Here is a 15,963-nt window from a genome sequence, read left to right on the forward strand (position 1 = left end):
GGCGCTGATGACGCGGACAATGTTTGTCTGTCGGCGAGGACGCGAGCGGTTGATGCTCGCGTTCTTGTTACTCGCCTTCGTGATGGCGGGGCCTGCGTTCGGTGCGAGTGAAGCGCGACCGCAGGTGCGCATCCAGGCGGGGACTCTGCAAGGCAGCTTCGACGCCAGCTCGAAAGTAACCGCCTATAAAGGCATTCCCTATGCCAAAGCGCCGATCGGCGAATTGCGCTGGCGTCCGCCGGTGCCGGCACCCGCGTGGCAGGGTGTGAAGAATGCTCGCAAGTTCGGGCACTCGTGCCTGCAACCTCCGTATCCGCCCAACAGCGTGTACGCGGGTGAGATGGCATCGCCCAGTGAAGATTGTCTGACCCTCAACGTCTGGGCGCCGAGCGGCGCGCGCAATCTGCCTGTAATGGTGTGGATTCACGGCGGCGCGTTGCTGAGGGGAGGCAGTTCCGAACCCATGTACGACGGCACCAAGCTCGCGCAGCAGGGCATCGTCGTGGTCTCGATCAACTATCGACTGGGGCTGCTCGGATTCTTCGCGCATCCGGCGTTGAGCGCCGAGTCGCCGCAAGGTGTCTCCGGCAACTACGGGTTGTTGGATCAGATCGAAGCGCTGCGCTGGGTTCGTGACAACATCGCCGACCTCGGTGGCGATCCCGCGCAGGTCACGATCGCAGGCGAATCGGCCGGTGGCCTCAGCGTCGTCGCGCTGCTCGCCAGTCCGTTGGCCCATGGCTTGTACACCAAGGCGATCGTGCAAAGCGCGTACATACAATCCCAACGCGCGCTTAGCGATGACGTGCTCGGTCTTCGTTCCGCCGAGGCCGAAGGAGCCGCATTGGCCCAGGCCGCTCGCGCGCTGACTGCTGAAGACTTGCGCAAAGCCGATCCTGTGACCTTGTTCAAGGCCGGTGTGGCGAGCAGCTGGCGCCCCGAGCCGGTGATCGATGGCATGGTCCTGAAGCGGCAGCTTGCCGAAACGTTTGCTCGCGGCGAGCAGGCAAAGGTAGCTGTGATCGCGGGCTTCAACGAAGGAGAGATTCGATCGCTGCCGTACTTCATGCCGCCATGGCCGGAGACTCGGGCTGCGTATGAAGCGGATGTGCGACGCCGGTTCGGCGACCAAGCACCTGCGTTTCTCGCCGTGTACCCCGGCACCGATCCGAAGGCCGACGTGATGGCGTCCATCCGCGACGGCAGTTGTGGCTGGACCGCCCAGTCATTGGCGCTGCGGCAAGCGCAGGCGGGGCAGCTGGCCTATCTCTATTATTTTCGGCACAGCACGCCGGCGCAGCGCGAGCGCGACCTGGCGGCGTTCCATGCCAGCGAGTTGCCGTACTTCTTCGGCCAGGTCGGGCCGTCCGCCGTGCTCGGTCCGAACTGGCCACGGCCACCGCTCACCCGTGCGGAATCGCAGTTGTCGGAAGCCATGATGAGTTATTGGGTCACATTCGTTCGAAGCGGCACGCCCACCGCGCCGGGAGCACCGGACTGGCCCCGCTATACTGCCGAGGACCGCGGCTATCTCGACATCGACGAGCAGCCGTCCGCGGCGCGGGATCTGCAAACCGAGGAGTTCGCCTTGGCGGACAAGCTGATCGAAACGCGGCGACGGCAGGGGCGGGGCTGGCGGCTCGACATCGGCTTCTCGGCGTTCAGCGTTGACGCGCCCGCTTCAGGTGGGCAGCCTCTCACTCCATGAGCACCACCGACAAAGTAAATACCAGTATTCAGAGCCCGCGAGCTCCCGGCCGCCGCACCCGTGTTCCGAATCACAAGGCGCGCGTGCGTGAAGCGTCCATTGCCCGCATTCTCGATGCGGCCGAACAGTTGTTCTCCGAGTTTGGCTATCACGGCGTCACCTTGAAAGATGTGGCGAAGCGCGTCGGGATCAGCTCGACGTTGATCCACTACCACTTCAAGGGCAAGGAAGCGATTTTCGAAGCCGTCTGGGCGCGACGTGCTCCCATTTCGGCGCGCAACCGACTCGAAGCGATGCGGCGCTATGCCGAAGCGGCGGGCGACAACATCACGGTCGAAGGCGCGCTGCATGCCTGGATCGACACCGATCTGAACGTGCAGTTGGAAGATCCGGAGCAATGGATGGCGTTCGGCAAGATTGCCGCGCAAGCCAACAGCGCGGCGGGCTGGGGTGCCGAGAAGATGACCAAGTACTTCAACCCCGTGGTGCTGGCGCTGCTCGACCTGCTCAAGAAAGCCATGCCGGATTGCGACGAAGAAACCATTTTCTGGGGATATCACTTCGTTTCCGGCGCAATGACCCACAACATGGCGCGCACCGGACGATTGGATGAGTTGTCGAACGGACTGTGCTCGTCCTCGGATTTCGATTCCATCAGGAAGCACATGGCGAAGTTCATGGCCGCCGGTTTCCATGCCATCTGCCAGGCGTCGCAGGCCGAGAAAAAGAAGAAGTAGAGGAATGGATGTCTGAACCTTCTCGGAGCGTCGCCGCTCCATGACCACTACTGGGAGCACCGTTGCCATGGCCGGCGCGATGCAAGCCTATGCGCTCACGCTGGACCGCTTCATCGATCATGCTGCCAAGTGGCACGGTGCAGTTGAAGTCGTCACCGGCGGTGTTGGCGGCGCGCGGGCTCGCATCGGCTATGCAGCGTTGCGTGAACGTAGTCAGCGGCTGTCTGGCGCGCTTCGTTCGCTCGGGCTCGCGCAAGGAGATCATCTTGGTTTGCTGGCCTGGAACAGCCAGGCGCACATGGAGTGCTGGTACGGTGCCATGGGAATTGGGATCGTGTGCCACACGCTCAATCCAAGAATGTCGCCTGCGCATCTGGCCGGCATCATCCGGCGAGCCGCCAATCGCGTGTTGGCAGTCAGTCCGGATCTCGTTCCGCTCCTCGAGACATTGGTTCCGATGTGTCCGACGCTCGAGCACGTGGTGATGCTCGATGAGCCCGGCGCCGAAGTGTCGCTGCCGACTTTGAGTCGCGCCAGCGCGTGGCGCTACGAGGACTTGCTTTGCGAACGTGGCGAGATCGTTGCGTGGGGTGGATTCGAGGAGAACGCGCCCGCTGGATTGTGCTTCACGTCCGGCACGACCGGCGCGCCGAAGGGTGTCACTTACACTCACCGCTCGAACTATCTGCATACCATTCATCAGCTGCAAGCGGATGCGAGCGGGCTCACCTCACGCGACTGTGCGCTGATCGCCGTGCCGATGTTTCATGCAAACGGCTGGGGATTTCCTTTTTCCGGGCCGGCGGCGGGAGCAAAGCTGGTGTTCCCAGGGCGTCATCAGGACGGCGCGAGCCTGGCGAATCTCATCAATTCGGAAGGCGTCACCGTGGCGGCGGGCGTCGCGACCGTATGGCTCGGGCTCGCGGACCATCTCGACAGGACAGGCGAGGACCTGCCGTCGCTGCGGCGGATCATGCTTGGAGGAGCGTCGGTGCCGCAGGCATTGATGGATCGCCTGGAGCAGCGGCTCGGTGCCACCGTTCAGACCAGCTGGGGCATGACGGAGTTGTCGCCGCTCGGCACCGTGACACCGGCGACGGCCAGTGTGCGTCGCGCCAGCCAGTCTGGGCGGCCGCCACTCGGTGTCGATCTGCTGCTCACGGACTCAAACGGCGCGCCCTTGCCTGAACAGCGCGGACACGAAGGAAGATTGCATGTGAAAGGCGCGAGCGTGATTCAACGTTACTTCGGCGAAGACGAGCCTGCTGTCGACTCGTCTGGATGGTTCGACACCGGCGACCTCGCCGTCATCGACGAACGAGGCAATGTCAGTATCACCGGACGCGCCAAGGATCTCATCAAGTCCGGTGGCGAATGGATCAATCCCGGTGAGATCGAGGCCATCGTCGGCGCCTTGCCCGAAGTGGCGCTGGTTGCCGTGGTTGGCCGCGCGCACGAGAAATGGGGCGAGCGTCCGGTGCTCGTCGTCGAATCGCGCCAGGGGGCTCACATCAGCGACGAAGCGCTGCTCGACGCGCTACGAACGCGAGTGGCCAGTTGGTGGTTGCCCGATGCCATCGTGCGAGTGTCCTCCATGCCGCTGGCGATGACGGGAAAGATCGACAAGCAGCGGCTCAGGGCGATGGTGGCTTAGCGGTTGGCGGTTGGCGGTTGGTGGCTAGTCAGAAGGCGGATCGGCTCTTTTGACTGACCACTAACGCCAACCGCTAACCACTTGCCAGCGGCGATGCGCGCCGCTCGATGCGATTTAATGATGCGATTTAATTTGGGAAACCAGAGTGGAAGTGCGAGAGTTGTGTCGCGAACAGGGAACGTTCGGGGAGCGACTGTCGTCCATCGCACTACTCGAGGAGTCTCCCATGAAACACTCCAGCCTGTCGCCCGATCACGCCCGTGTCGTGCCTTCGGTGTGCGACGCCGAAGCCGGTGAAACACCTCACGATGTGGAGGCCGCCATCGATCTGGCGTCGGCGCGCGAGAAGGCCTCGCCCCCCGCGGCGGACTCGCCAGAAGTGAAAACCCGTTGGTACACCTTCTGGAGGCGCACGGCTCGGACGAAAAGCGTCCAGTAAAACCCGCCGCTGAAAAGAGATTAAGATCAATGCTGCTTAGTTAGCCGTCTTTGTCGCGGCGGTTCGCGGATAGCGGATAGCGGTTAGCCGCGGATGAGCTGACTCCAGCGCACGAGTAGCGGCCGTCGGCGAGCGTTACATCCGGCGCCAGCATCGCTCTCTGCCACAACTGGCAGAGAGCGGCCGGCCCGGGCCGTGCGCTCAGGCCTTCTTGACGAACTCCGACTTCAACTGCATGGCGCCGATGCCGTCGATCTTGCAGTCGATGTCGTGGTCGCCCTCGACCAGGCGGATGTTCTTGACCTTCGTGCCCATTTTCACCACGAGCGACGAGCCCTTCACCTTCAAGTCCTTGATCACGGTGACCGAGTCGCCGTCCTGCAACTCGTTGCCGACCGCGTCACGAACCTTGCGCGGCTGATCGTCCGGGTCGGGCTGTTCGGCGGCCTGGCGGGACCATTCGTGGCCGCATTCCGGGCAGACGAACAGGGCGGCATCCTCGTAGGTGAGGCTGGAATTGCACTGGGGGCAGGGTGGTAGGTTGCTCATGACGGTGGATTATACGCAATAACGGCAGGCGAGCCGCACAGGGCAGTGCCCCACGAGCGAGCGCGGTGAGCTATGCTGCACCGGCGCGTCAGTACGGATACGGCGTGCGCAGGTCGGGACATAGACTCACGACTTACGAAGGGGGACCCCATGACCGGCGATGAACAATTGCAGGACTGGCGGGAGCGGGCGCTGCGAGTCGAGGCGGAAGTCGGCAAGGCCGTCATCGGGCAGTCCGACACCATCCGCCTGATCAACGTTGCCTTGTTCGCGCGTGGACACGTCCTTTTGGAAGGCGACGTGGGTGTCGGCAAGACGACCATCCTGCGCGCCTTCTCCCGAACCATCGGCGGCGGCTTCGAGCGAGTCGAGGGCACCATCGACCTGATGCCCGGCGATCTCATCTACCACACTTATGTGGACGCCGAGGGCAAACCGCGCATCGAGCCTGGACCGTTGCTCCGGCACGGCGAACAGCTCGTGACCTTCTTCTTCAACGAGATCAATCGCGCGCGCCCGCAGGTGCAATCACTGCTGCTGCGAGCGATGGCCGAGCGCAGCGTGTCCGCGTTCAACCAGGAACACTCGTTTCCGCAGATGCTGGTGTTCGCGGATCGCAATCGTGTGGAGAAAGAAGAAACATTCGAGCTTGCATCCGCGGCGCGCGACCGCTTCATGTTCGAGCTGCGCATGCCGACGCCGGCGGAAACCGACGTTCGGCGGGCGCTGGTGTTCGATCCCGATTTCCACGACGTGGACCGGCTGCTCGAACGCGTGGCGCCGGCCGTTCTGGAGTGGCGTGAGCTGAATCGGATCGGCGCCGCGATCCAGCGCAGTGTTCAGGCGAGTCCGGCGCTGGAGCGGTATGTGCTCGATCTGTGGGAAGCAACGCGTGCGCCCAAACGGTTCGATGTGCGCATCGAAGGCGTCGAAATGGACCGGCTCATTCTAGCCGGCGCGAGCCCCCGCGGAATGATGGCCTTGACGCGCGCTGCTCGCGTGGTCGCCTGGCTCGCAGGCCGAACACACATGCTGCCGTCGGATATCCAAGCTGTGGCTCCCTGGACGCTCGGGCACCGCATCTTCTTCACCCCCATTTATGAGCTGCGCCGCGCACAGATCGCCGACGAGCTGATTGCCCAGCTCATCCAGAACGTGCCCACGCCGCGCTGATCACGATGGTGGAGGAGTTTCACTACCGGTTGCCGCGCCGTTTCTCGGGCCACCGGCCCGGGTCGCATCCTGGATCGAGCCTGGGTGCGGGCCAGGAGTTCGTGTCGCATGCGAACCTGCACGACAGGCCCGACCCGCGCCGGCTCGACTTGCGCGCGAGCCTCCGCGATCTGCGCGGCGATTGGCTGGTGCGAGTGCATCGCCAACGAGTCAGCACGCCGGTTTATGCAGTCGTGGATGTTTCGGGGTCGATGCACTTCGGCGCTCCTCGAACGAAGTTGCAGGTCGCCGCGGATTTCATCGAAGCGCTCGGTCAGAGCGCATTTCGTGCTGGCGATCCGGTCGGCATGCTGGCCTTCGATTCGCAGGAACGCACCGATTTGTTCGTGCCCGCCGTGCTCAGTCGAGGTGCCGCGGGGTTGATGGCTGCGGCGCTGACCAGCAGCCAGGGGGCGGCCGGCACCATCGCCGGGCTCGAGCAGGCCATGCAACGGCTGGCCGGGCGTTCCTGTTTGATCTTCCTGATCTCCGATTTTCACTGGCCGCTCGACGGGCTGGCGCAGGTGCTCGATCTGCTGGCGAAAGCCTACGTGGTTCCCATGGTCGTGTGGGATCCCGCCGAGGTCCAAGCGCCGTCGAGCAATGGCATCATGATCCTGAACGACGCCGAGTCCGGTGGCGAACGCACCTTCTGGGTGAGGCCGTCGCTGCGTGAACGTTGGCGAAGCGCTGTGGAGCAGCGTCGCGCCGAGCTGGACGCGGTGTTCAACTCACGAGCGATTCGTCCGTTCCACGTGTGCGGCCGCTTCGAAAGCGACGCGCTGTCGCAGTACTTCTTCGAAGCGGCCGGATGAGGTGAGCATGCGAAGCGGGTGCAGGGCTCTGCTCGGAACCTTTTCATGGCTGATGGCATCGCTATGGTTGGCCATCGGCGCGAGCGCCGTGCACGCCGCGACTGACACTTCGAACGCCGAGGCCGCCACCGTTCGTCAGCCTCGTCCGTTCGGTCACGTGCTGGGCGATGTGATCACTCAACGTGTGTTGCTGGAGCGCGGCGGTGCACGCTTCACGCCGGAAAACCTGCCCGGGGCGCAGCGAATCAACGTCTGGTTCGATCGACGCACGCCGAGGATCGAAACCGCGCCGGATGGCAAGCGTTGGCTGGCGGTCGATTATCAAATCATCAACACGCCGCAGATTCTGGAAACGGTCACTCTGCCCGCATGGACCTTGAAGTCGAGCGCCGGGGCCACGTTGGAGGTTCCCGCGTGGCAGATCAGCATAGCCGCGCTCACGCCCGTTGCTACGGCGCCCCGCGTCACCGGTGAGCTCAGGCCCGATCGTCCGGCGCCTACCATCGATACGGGACCGATCATTCGACAGCTCATCGTCTGGACGGTTGCTTTCCTGCTGGCCGTGGCGGCCTGGTTCGGCTGGGTACAGCAGCGCAACCTTCGTGATCGGGCGAACAAGCCGTTCGCACGTGCCTGGCACGAGATAAAACAACTGGACGAGAACGAGCCCGAAGCCTGGCAGGCGCTGCATCGTGCATTCGACCGAGTCGCCGGGCGCGTGGTGCAACCCGAGACTCTGCCGCAGTTGTTCGCACAGGCTCCTTATCTCACCGATCTCCGCGCGCGCATCGAACAGTTCTTCGAGCAGTCGAGCGAACGTTTCTTCGGCGAGGTGACGCCGGAGCATCCGCTGTCGGTGCGGACGCTGTGCCGCGAGCTGCAACAGATCGAGAAGCGGTGTACGTCATGACCGGCTGGCTCGACTTCGAAGCGCCGTGGGCGCTGTTGCTGTTGCCCCTGGCGATCCTGCCGCTGCTGCGGGGGCGACGAGATTCGCTCACGTTCCCTTGGCTGTCGTGGCTGCCGAAGGACAGGGCGGGTCACGTCGTGCGCATGGTGTGGACTGCGCTCGCGGTCGTTGCATTGGCGGGCCTGGTGGTGACACTGGCGCGGCCGGGCCGTCCGGAAACGTATGTTCAGCGAGTGGGAGAGGGCGCGGAGATCCTGGTGTTGCTGGATCGAAGCCGCAGCATGGACGATCACATGCTGCCGGACGACTGGCGCTCGATCGATCCAAGCAAGCTGCTCTATCACGTCGGCCGTGGCCCTCAGAAATCCGCGGTGGCGCGGACCCTGCTGTCGAAGTTCGTGGCGCAACGCCCGGAGGATCGATTCTCGCTGATGTATTTCAGCAATCGTCCGCTGAGCGTCGTACCGTTCACCGAACATGGCGAGGTGATGCAGGCCGGCATTGCGGCGGGCGGGACGGGGCGTGGACTCGCGGAGACCGAAGTCGGCCGCGCGCTTACGGCGGCAATTGAAACTTTCGATGATCGCGCGTATTCCGGGAGCCGGATCATTCTGCTGGTCTCCGACGGTGGCGCGCATCTCGACGAGGAAACGCGCGACGCCATCAGGGCCGGGCTGGCGCGCAATCGCATCGCTTTGTATTGGCTCTATCTGCGCTCGTACAACAGTGCGACGCTGAGCTCCGAAGACGATCGCTGGGAGAATGCGCCCGAAATGGCCCTGCATCGGTTCTTCAAGACCTTGCACACGCCGTATCGCGCCTACGAGGCCGAAGTCCCGGAGGATCTGGCGAAAGCGGTCGCTGATGTCGGTCGCCAGCAGAACATGCCACTGGAGTTCAGCGAGAGAATTCCGCGCCAGGACTATTCTCACGCCTTCATCGGACTCGCCGCCGTCGCCTGTCTCGGTCTGCTGCTGCTTCGATCCCTGATGGTGAGGAGCTTCACTTGAAACGTCGCACCGTGCACGCCGTGTTCGCCGCCGCCGCTGTGATCTGCGGAAGCCTTGCCATCTATCAGGGCGTGCGCCTGCAACAAGGCAAGCGCATCAACGCAGCGATCCAGAGCGCCAGCGTGTCCGAGTTGGAGGCCGATGTGCCGGAATCCAGGTTCGCGCGAGCCTTGGCGCTGGAGCAAGCGGGCAAGTCGGAACTGGCGCTGAAGGAATATACGGCGCTGGCGAGCAGCGAACGCGACGAGGTGAGGCGGCGGGCGCTCTACAACCTCGGCAATCTGTATCTGCGCGATTCGTTGAGCGATGGCGAGGCGTTCAGGTCGCTGGCTTTGGTGGAGCTGGCAAAAAGGAACTATCGAGCGCTGCTGCGCGAAACCCCCGCCGACTGGGATGCGCGCTACAACCTCGAGCGCGCGCTGTGGCTTGCGCCCGAGAGTGAGCAGGAGTTCGTCGATGACGAACCGCCCGAGCGAGACCAGGCCGTCAGCACGCTGCAGGGAGCGAGGATGGATCTGCCATGAGCGCATGGAGAGCGCGCCTTGCTGAGATCGATCGCGAGTCGATCGGCATCGTGCTCGTTCTCGGGTTGCTCATGCTCGCTTTGTGGATGCCGCGTGTCGAGTTGCCGCGCGATTCGTACAGTTACATTGTCGTGTTCGACATCAGCCAGAGCATGAACGTCGAGGATTACGAGGTCGACGGTGTTCCCATCAGCAGATTGGAGTATGCGCGCGATGCCGTGCGTCGAGTGCTGCCGAGACTGCCGTGCGGCTCTCGCGTCGGCTGGGCGGCGTTCACCGGGTATCAAACATTGCTGCTGATGACCCCGGTGGAGGTTTGCGAAAACTACAACGATCTGCTCGCCTCGGTGGCTCGGATCGATGGCCGCATGCGCTGGTCGAATGCCAGCGAGATCACCAAAGGGGTCTACTGGTCGGTGGTAGCCGCGCAAGCAACGCAGAACAGGCCCGACATCGTGTTCATGACCGACGGCCACGAAGCGCCGCCGCTCGATCCTGTCTACGCGCCACGGATGTTCGAAGATCTCGAGGGGCCGGCGATTCGCGGCTGGCTCATCGGCGTGGGCAACTCCCTGCCCAGTCCGATTCCGAAGATCGATGAAGAAGGACGCCGTCAAGGCTTCTGGCGCGCGCACGAAGTCATGCAGCGTCCATCCACCGGTGAAGACCCCGGCTCGGGCGGCGAGCATTTATCCGCCATGCAAGAGGCGCATCTGGGTGCATTGGCCGAACAGATAGGATTCCGGTCCGCGCGCCTGGTGGACGCGGACTCTCTCTACACCGCGCTGACCGACCGAAGCTTCGCACGGCGTCGTTCCACGCCGACCGACGTGTCCTGGGTTCCCGTGGCGCTGGCTCTAGGTGTGCTGGCGTTTCGCTTCCTTCCCGGTCGGCAACGAAGAAATCGTTGAAAGCGGCAGGCTGGCCGCTCTCCCTCCATATCTGCGTGCTCTACGCCGTCCGATATGAGCGCGTGCGTGAGCAAAAGGCCACGCCGCCGAAGGCAGTCGCGACCGGTGCCGATGTGAAAATGGCGCTGGCCGGCGATCCCAAGGCCATCGGTTACATCGACAAGAGCGAGGTGGATGACTCGGTGAAGGTGGTCTTCACCGCGTCGTAATCGCTGAGCGATGCCAGTAGTGAGCGACCGCGGCGCAAACCGCGGTCGCTTCAATCATTTCACCGGTCCGAACTTCTTTCCATGCTCACATTCGTCTCATGCCGCGAGCCGCCATTGCTTCTCGGCCGCTGCCGGAGCGATCGCCAGCACATCGCAATTCGCGCTGCGGAAGACCTGGTCGGCAACGCTGCCGATCAGAATGCGCTTGAGTGCAAACCACCGGCTGACGCCGATGACGAGCAGCTCGGGTTGCACTAGATCCAGCGCACGCCGAATCGCATTCGGTGCGGATGCCTGTTCGGTCAGGATGTGAACACGCTCGAGATCGGCGCCTGCGTCGTCCAGATTGCGCAGCACGTCGCGCCTGGCGGCCTCATGCCACCGAGCCTGGCGCGCCAGGCCATCGACCAGGTTGAGCTGATCGACTTTGAAACTGTCGGACGTTGCGATGTCGTGATACGGCAGGCCGAAGGCATGCACGACCCACGTTTCGGCGCTCGTCAGAACTCCCATATCCACTGCCGTGCGCGTGACGTGCATCGACGTGGGAGAGAGATCGGTGGCGAGAACCACGCGCTCGTAGGGCCGCTCGGCATCGCCAGCGGTGAGCAGCACGGAACAACCGGTAGCGCGAATCACTCGTTCCGCCGTCGTGCCAATCATCGCATCGAGGCGCCGTCGTTTCGGCTGCGCCATTACGATGAGATCGGGGTTGAGCTCGCGGGCGGCTTCAATCAAGCCGTTGATCGGCTTGCCCAGTTGGATTGCCGCCGTGCAATCGTAAGGAGCATGCCTCATGAGACGATCGGACTGCTCGGTAAGCCGGGCATAGGCACGGTTGACTTTACTCCGCAAGACGCGGCCGGCGAGCAGGTCGCTCACCGTGTGCACGAAGTGAGCCTGCGCGTCCATCTGCTGGGCCAGCATTGCGGCGCGCTTCATCGCGCGCGCGGAGCGCGCGGTAAGATCAGTGGCGCAGAGAATGCGCCGCTTCGGCACATGGGTTGGAAGCGCGGCGCTCTGCAGGGATTCATTTTTCAATGGGGTCATCTGCATGGGGGTCATCTGCATGTCATAAGCTCCCAATCAGCCGCGACATCTCCTTTGTACCCAGGCCGCGTGCTTAGGTCTATTAGAATTACTTGTCCCGACTCTTAGAGAAGATCGAAACGGGAAGTCTGGCCGGCACTGCTACCGGTGGCTCATGGCTGAAGAGAGAAACGGTTAGATAAAGTCAAAGCCGCCGCGAGAATAATTCCAATTGATCGCACTCGTGTCGGGCGTTACAAGACTGGCTGCATCCTTCGCTTTGACAGGAGTGTTCAGTGCAGGCACCGCAGATCGCCCGGGTTCCGATGAGTTGCTTCGCCATGAAGTGGCCCCTGGCGATGCTTCCGCGCCTGGCTCGTGAGAGACAATAGGCAGCAACCGTGCTTCCGGATTTTCCGATCGAGCTTTGCTGTGCCCATCGCAGCGAACGGCTGCAGCTCGATTTCGCTCGCAAGGCGGTGGAGCTCTTGCCCAAGGATTCAAGCACCGCATTTGCTCCAGAAGCGCGCGGCCTGGTGATCGCGGCGGAGACGGAGATGGCGTTGGAGCGGCCGGTGCGCCGGCTCTCGGACGTGTACGGAGACATGGTGCGCATAGGTCCGCCCACGGTCCGCTATCGTCATGGCGAGCGTATCGAGCAGCCGATCATGGGACTGCGTGTGTTGTGCCCGCCGCAATGTTATGAGCCGATCAGGGAAGACCTGCAACGGCGCCGGGCGGCGATCATGGATGCCGAAGTGAATCGCCGGTTTGGCATCGTGCGCGCGAATGCACCGCTGGCAGATCTAATCGGCTATCCGCACCGCATGGCGGAGATGACGGGCGGGCGCGGCCAACTGGTGATGTGGTTGAGCCACTACGAAGAGCTCGACGATCCGCCGCCAGCCGGAGTGGCGGCATGACCTCGCATGATCGTTGTCAGCTTTGTTCGAACAACTGACGTGCACTGTCGGTCATTGCCATAACCGCAGGATGTCTGATCTTGCGCTCGGCGGAGATGGCGAAGAACTCCGCCTTCACGCCGCGCGCCATGCCGATACGCACGAAACCGTGCTCGCGACGGAATTGCGATTCCAGAACGGACGGCACAGGTGCAAAGCCGTGGCCCGCCCGCGCGAACTCGCGCAGCATGGCGTAATCCTCGAACTCGCCCAGCATCAGCGGGCGCACGTTCTGTCGGTCGAGCCATTGATCCAGCGCGCGTCGTATCGCTGTGTCGTCGGTGGGAAGCAGCACCGGCACGCCGTCCAGCGATTGAGGAAAGCCGCGACGCAGAGTCTTGGCGAGGGCAGGTGTGGCCATCCAATAGACTTTGCAGCTGCCAAGGGAATGGCTGTACACGCGCACATTGAGCGTCGGCGTGACCGGAGCATCCGACAGCACCACGTCGATGTCGTGCACGGCGAGATCCGCAATCAAACGCTCCAGCGTACCTTCACGGCAGACCACCCGCACCGGTTGTTTCAAATGCATACCGGGCTCGACAATGCGATAGGCGATTTCCTTGGGCACCACGTCGTCGATGCCCACCAGCAGGCGCAGTGGCCGGCTCGACGGCCGTTGTTCGAGGGCCTCCAGCAGTTCCTGACCCAGAGTGAAAATCTCGTTCGCGTAGCTGTAAACCATCTTGCCCACGTCGGTGGGCACCAGGTTGCGGCCGGACTTCAGCAGCAGCTTTTCACCCAACCGCTCTTCCAAAGTGCGCAGTTGCGAGCTGACGGTCGGCGCGGACAAGGCCAGTTCCTCGCACGCGCGCGTCAGGCTGCCGGTGCGGACGACCGACCAGAAATACAAGAGATGCTGGTAGTTGATGCGCGGGATCGCGGCCATGAAAAATATCCTCGGGCGAAGCCCAGATCGACGCCCCAAATGGAAGGCCAAATGGAAGGCCAAATGGAAGGCCAAATGGAAGGTTTGACGAGAGCGAAGCAAACCGCTGGAGAATTCTAATTGATCTAACCCGGCCCCGGCCACACGATAGTAGGGCTGGCTGCAGGAGTGGTGATGTGACGCGATTGCTGTGTGCGACCGATCTGCTTCCGAAGAGCGAGAATGCCGTCGAGCGCGCCGGCATGCTTGCCCAACGGCTCGGCGCCGAGCTGTCGCTGCTGCACGTCGTGTCGCCGGGTGCCTCGGACCGGGTTCTGGAAGAATCGCTGCAGATTGCGATCGATCAGCTGCGGGCGCGGGCACGGCCACCGCAGTGGGGTCATGGTCCGGTGCCAAGCGTCATGGTTCGTGCCGGCAATCCGGCACGACTGGTGTGCGACGCCATCGAGAAAGAGCGAGCCGATCTGTTGATTCTGGGGCCGCAGCAACGGCGCGACGTGCTTGGCGGGATATCTGGAACGTTCGTCGAGAAGGTGCTGAGCGCGCGCAAGTGTCCGTTGCTTCTGGTCCAAGGCAACGCAGATGCGAGCTATCGAAGAATCATGTTCGCGCTGGACGTGTCACCCGAAGCCGCGCTTGCCGTGCGTGCCGCCGAATCCCTCGTAGTGACTGCGGACACGCAGGCAACGGTAGTGCACGCGTGTGCCCCTCCGCTGAGAGGCATGGTGCCATCTGCCAACGCGGACATGGCTGCACGTGCAGCCGAGCAGGAAGCCGCCGCGTCCATCCATGAGCTCTTGCGTCGAGAAAGTGACGATGCCGACCGCTATGAGGTCCACGTCGAAGAGGGTCATCCGATCCCGGCGATCCTGCGTGCGGTCGAGATCCATCAGCCGCAACTTCTGGTAATGGGAACGCGGGCCGTGGGGCGGATGCGGCGGGCGCTGCTCGGCAGCGTCGCAAGTCAATTGTTGAAGGAGATAGCTGCGTGCGACATGCTGGTCGTGCCGCGCGACGCACTGGCCGCATCGAACGTGGCCCAGGATCAACGGGTCAACGCATCGAGCGCATGATCGCGTAAAGATCTCGTCAGTGTTCCTGCACTGCTGTCGCGGTTTGACGCATGCTGGCGAGCGCAAGCTCGAGCGCCTCGGATTCGATCCTGCTCGGGAAGCATAGATAGGCCGGAATGTGAAACTCGGGCGTGTTCGCAACGCGATGCAGGATGCCCTGGGATTCGGACTCGCGAATCAAGCGGGCAGGGAAATAGCCCGTGCCGCCGGAGGCCAGCATGTACTGCAGGCCGAGCCAGCCTACGTTCATTGCCGCGCGGGCGCCGGAGAAATTCGGGAACGCCAGGCTGTGATGACCGAAAAACTCGGCGCCCCAGTCGATGTAGATGTAATCGCTTTCGGGCTCGCTCGCGGCGTTACAGCGAGTGGACACCATGACGAGCTGTTCTTCCAGCAGCAGCTCGACCTTCAAGCCGGGGCGAGCTTGCGGCGTGTACATCACCGCGGCGTCGATGCGGCCCTCGATCAAGCCTTGCATCAAGTCCTCTTCGAAACCGACGACGGCGCGCACGGCAACCCCGGGCTGGGTCGCGATGAATGACGAGAGCCAGCGCAGCAGCAGGTCTTCCCACAGGCCGATGCGGCCGCCAATCGTCAGCGTCGCCTGGAAGCCGCTGACCACGCCGATCTCTTGCCGGGCTTGTTCGACGATGCGGATGAGAGACGCTGCGTGTCGTTGAAATTGCCTGCCGGCGGCTGTGAGCGTCGTGCCGGATTTGTTGCGCGTGAACAGCTCCGCGCCGAGGTGCTCTTCCAAACGTTGGATGCGTGCGCTCACCGTGGATTGGGTGATATGCAGCTTCTGGGCGGCGTCCACGAAACTACCGGTTGCGACGACGACCAGGAAGGTACGGGCAAGCTCGGTATCCATCGCGAGCCAATGTCGCCGGATACCGGGAGCTTGTCAATCGAGCGGATTCCGTTACCGCGCATCAGGTTCGCCGGGCGGTGTTCTCCAGCGCTCGTACACGTTTAGCTGAAGGACACCGCGGCGGCGAGAAAAATGAACAACAGGGCGGCGGCGCCGGTAATCATCCAGAGCGGATCGACCTGGCGAGCTTTGCCAGTGGTAGCCGCAGGTGCCTCCCTGGAAAGGATGAAACGATCCTCTGCGACGGGTGGGGACTGCGGGCCTGGTAACGCAGCGGAGGGGTCCCGCGCAGAGGATCGGGGGATCGAATCATCGAACAGGTCGTGATGTCGTTGCAGTTGTGCGTTCATGTCAGTTCTCTCCGGAGCTCATCAAGCCTGAAACCGGGGAGCTGACGAGCTCTACCTCACAAACTAGGGTTCGCAGCGCTGCTTCTCAAGCGAAGAATTTTCGTGGCTGTC

At 63.1% G+C, this 15,963-nt stretch carries 18 protein-coding genes; 13 read left to right on the top strand and 5 right to left on the bottom strand.

What is annotated here, in order from left to right:
- The first annotated feature begins 7 nt into the window (after nt 1-7).
- The 4 genes from VGE08_RS06255 to VGE08_RS06270 all read left to right on the top strand — a co-directional run bounded on the left by VGE08_RS06255 (nt 8) and on the right by VGE08_RS06270 (nt 4,538).
- On the top strand, nt 8-1,708 hold the full coding sequence (locus tag VGE08_RS06255) for a carboxylesterase/lipase family protein (protein WP_331066992.1): 1,701 nt from the start codon (nt 8-10) through the stop codon (nt 1,706-1,708).
- Nucleotides 1,705-2,445, top strand: a complete 741-nt coding sequence (locus tag VGE08_RS06260) for a TetR/AcrR family transcriptional regulator (RefSeq protein WP_331066993.1) — start codon at nt 1,705-1,707, stop codon at nt 2,443-2,445. Before VGE08_RS06255 ends, VGE08_RS06260 begins: the two co-directional genes overlap by 4 nt.
- Nucleotides 2,446-2,485: 40 nt before the next feature.
- Nucleotides 2,486-4,099, top strand: coding sequence for an AMP-binding protein (locus tag VGE08_RS06265; protein ID WP_331066994.1), 1,614 nt, complete (start codon nt 2,486-2,488; stop codon nt 4,097-4,099).
- Nucleotides 4,100-4,325: 226 nt separating this feature from the next.
- Nucleotides 4,326-4,538, top strand: coding sequence for a hypothetical protein (locus VGE08_RS06270; RefSeq protein ID WP_331066995.1), 213 nt, complete (start codon nt 4,326-4,328; stop codon nt 4,536-4,538).
- 201 nt (nt 4,539-4,739) lie between these two features.
- Here the strand turns inward: VGE08_RS06270 and VGE08_RS06275 are convergent, their stop codons facing one another.
- Nucleotides 4,740-5,087: a zinc ribbon domain-containing protein YjdM gene (locus tag VGE08_RS06275; protein WP_331066996.1), complete on the bottom strand. Its 348-nt coding sequence runs from the start codon at nt 5,085-5,087 to the stop codon at nt 4,740-4,742.
- A 150-nt stretch (nt 5,088-5,237) separates the two neighbouring features.
- Here VGE08_RS06275 and VGE08_RS06280 point away from each other — a divergent pair, with 150 nt between their 5' ends.
- The 7 genes from VGE08_RS06280 to VGE08_RS06310 are packed head-to-tail and all read left to right on the top strand — an operon-like array spanning nt 5,238 to nt 10,678.
- Nucleotides 5,238-6,260, top strand: coding sequence for a MoxR family ATPase (locus VGE08_RS06280; protein ID WP_331066997.1), 1,023 nt, complete (start codon nt 5,238-5,240; stop codon nt 6,258-6,260).
- Complete coding sequence (locus VGE08_RS06285) at nt 6,260-7,114, top strand: DUF58 domain-containing protein (protein ID WP_414717464.1); 855 nt, start codon at nt 6,260-6,262, stop codon at nt 7,112-7,114. Before VGE08_RS06280 ends, VGE08_RS06285 begins: the two co-directional genes overlap by 1 nt.
- A gap of 52 nt (nt 7,115-7,166) precedes the next feature.
- Nucleotides 7,167-8,024: a hypothetical protein gene (locus VGE08_RS06290; protein WP_331066999.1), complete on the top strand. Its 858-nt coding sequence runs from the start codon at nt 7,167-7,169 to the stop codon at nt 8,022-8,024.
- Nucleotides 8,021-9,034, top strand: coding sequence for a vWA domain-containing protein (locus VGE08_RS06295; RefSeq protein WP_331067000.1), 1,014 nt, complete (start codon nt 8,021-8,023; stop codon nt 9,032-9,034). Before VGE08_RS06290 ends, VGE08_RS06295 begins: the two co-directional genes overlap by 4 nt.
- On the top strand, nt 9,031-9,558 hold the full coding sequence (locus VGE08_RS06300; protein ID WP_331067001.1) for a hypothetical protein: 528 nt from the start codon (nt 9,031-9,033) through the stop codon (nt 9,556-9,558). The genes VGE08_RS06295 and VGE08_RS06300 overlap by 4 nt, the downstream gene beginning before the upstream one ends.
- The gene (locus VGE08_RS06305) at nt 9,555-10,469 is read left to right on the top strand and encodes a vWA domain-containing protein (RefSeq protein WP_331067002.1); all 915 of its coding nucleotides are present in this window, start codon (nt 9,555-9,557) and stop codon (nt 10,467-10,469) included. The genes VGE08_RS06300 and VGE08_RS06305 overlap by 4 nt, the downstream gene beginning before the upstream one ends.
- A gap of 35 nt (nt 10,470-10,504) precedes the next feature.
- Nucleotides 10,505-10,678, top strand: a complete 174-nt coding sequence (locus tag VGE08_RS06310) for a hypothetical protein (RefSeq protein ID WP_331067003.1) — start codon at nt 10,505-10,507, stop codon at nt 10,676-10,678.
- Between the two features lie 96 nt (nt 10,679-10,774).
- Here the strand turns inward: VGE08_RS06310 and VGE08_RS06315 are convergent, their stop codons facing one another.
- Nucleotides 10,775-11,749 (bottom strand): universal stress protein, encoded by a 975-nt coding sequence (locus tag VGE08_RS06315; protein ID WP_331067004.1) that lies wholly within the window; start codon nt 11,747-11,749, stop codon nt 10,775-10,777.
- Nucleotides 11,750-12,108: 359 nt separating this feature from the next.
- Here VGE08_RS06315 and VGE08_RS06320 point away from each other — a divergent pair, with 359 nt between their 5' ends.
- Nucleotides 12,109-12,630 (top strand): hypothetical protein, encoded by a 522-nt coding sequence (locus VGE08_RS06320; RefSeq protein ID WP_331067005.1) that lies wholly within the window; start codon nt 12,109-12,111, stop codon nt 12,628-12,630.
- 16 nt (nt 12,631-12,646) lie between these two features.
- Here VGE08_RS06320 and nhaR read toward each other — a convergent pair whose 3' ends face one another.
- Nucleotides 12,647-13,558, bottom strand: coding sequence for a transcriptional activator NhaR (gene nhaR / locus VGE08_RS06325; protein WP_331067006.1), 912 nt, complete (start codon nt 13,556-13,558; stop codon nt 12,647-12,649).
- A 176-nt stretch (nt 13,559-13,734) separates the two neighbouring features.
- Between nhaR and VGE08_RS06330 the strand changes: the two genes are divergently transcribed.
- The gene (locus VGE08_RS06330; protein WP_331067007.1) at nt 13,735-14,631 is read left to right on the top strand and encodes a universal stress protein; all 897 of its coding nucleotides are present in this window, start codon (nt 13,735-13,737) and stop codon (nt 14,629-14,631) included.
- 16 nt (nt 14,632-14,647) lie between these two features.
- Here the strand turns inward: VGE08_RS06330 and VGE08_RS06335 are convergent, their stop codons facing one another.
- Nucleotides 14,648-15,502 (bottom strand): LysR family transcriptional regulator, encoded by an 855-nt coding sequence (locus VGE08_RS06335; protein ID WP_331067008.1) that lies wholly within the window; start codon nt 15,500-15,502, stop codon nt 14,648-14,650.
- A gap of 101 nt (nt 15,503-15,603) precedes the next feature.
- Nucleotides 15,604-15,852, bottom strand: coding sequence for a hypothetical protein (locus tag VGE08_RS06340; protein WP_331067009.1), 249 nt, complete (start codon nt 15,850-15,852; stop codon nt 15,604-15,606).
- Nucleotides 15,853-15,963: the final 111 nt, after the last annotated feature.

Source organism: Steroidobacter sp. (assembly GCF_036406195.1).
In the GTDB taxonomy this organism is placed as follows: domain Bacteria; phylum Pseudomonadota; class Gammaproteobacteria; order Steroidobacterales; family Steroidobacteraceae; genus Steroidobacter.

Coding starts and splice junctions, on each gene's coding strand:
- VGE08_RS06255 (WP_331066992.1), top strand. CDS start 8: ATGACGCGGACAATGTTTGTCTGTCGGCGAGGACGCGAGCGGTTGATG.
- VGE08_RS06280 (WP_331066997.1), top strand. CDS start 5,238: ATGACCGGCGATGAACAATTGCAGGACTGGCGGGAGCGGGCGCTGCGA.
- VGE08_RS06335 (WP_331067008.1), bottom strand. CDS start 15,502: ATGGATACCGAGCTTGCCCGTACCTTCCTGGTCGTCGTCGCAACCGGT.
- VGE08_RS06270 (WP_331066995.1), top strand. CDS start 4,326: ATGAAACACTCCAGCCTGTCGCCCGATCACGCCCGTGTCGTGCCTTCG.
- VGE08_RS06315 (WP_331067004.1), bottom strand. CDS start 11,749: ATGCAGATGACCCCCATGCAGATGACCCCATTGAAAAATGAATCCCTG.
- VGE08_RS06290 (WP_331066999.1), top strand. CDS start 7,167: ATGGCATCGCTATGGTTGGCCATCGGCGCGAGCGCCGTGCACGCCGCG.
- VGE08_RS06340 (WP_331067009.1), bottom strand. CDS start 15,852: ATGAACGCACAACTGCAACGACATCACGACCTGTTCGATGATTCGATC.
- VGE08_RS06295 (WP_331067000.1), top strand. CDS start 8,021: ATGACCGGCTGGCTCGACTTCGAAGCGCCGTGGGCGCTGTTGCTGTTG.
- VGE08_RS06275 (WP_331066996.1), bottom strand. CDS start 5,087: ATGAGCAACCTACCACCCTGCCCCCAGTGCAATTCCAGCCTCACCTAC.
- VGE08_RS06305 (WP_331067002.1), top strand. CDS start 9,555: ATGAGCGCATGGAGAGCGCGCCTTGCTGAGATCGATCGCGAGTCGATC.
- VGE08_RS06265 (WP_331066994.1), top strand. CDS start 2,486: ATGACCACTACTGGGAGCACCGTTGCCATGGCCGGCGCGATGCAAGCC.
- nhaR (WP_331067006.1), bottom strand. CDS start 13,558: ATGGCCGCGATCCCGCGCATCAACTACCAGCATCTCTTGTATTTCTGG.
- VGE08_RS06260 (WP_331066993.1), top strand. CDS start 1,705: ATGAGCACCACCGACAAAGTAAATACCAGTATTCAGAGCCCGCGAGCT.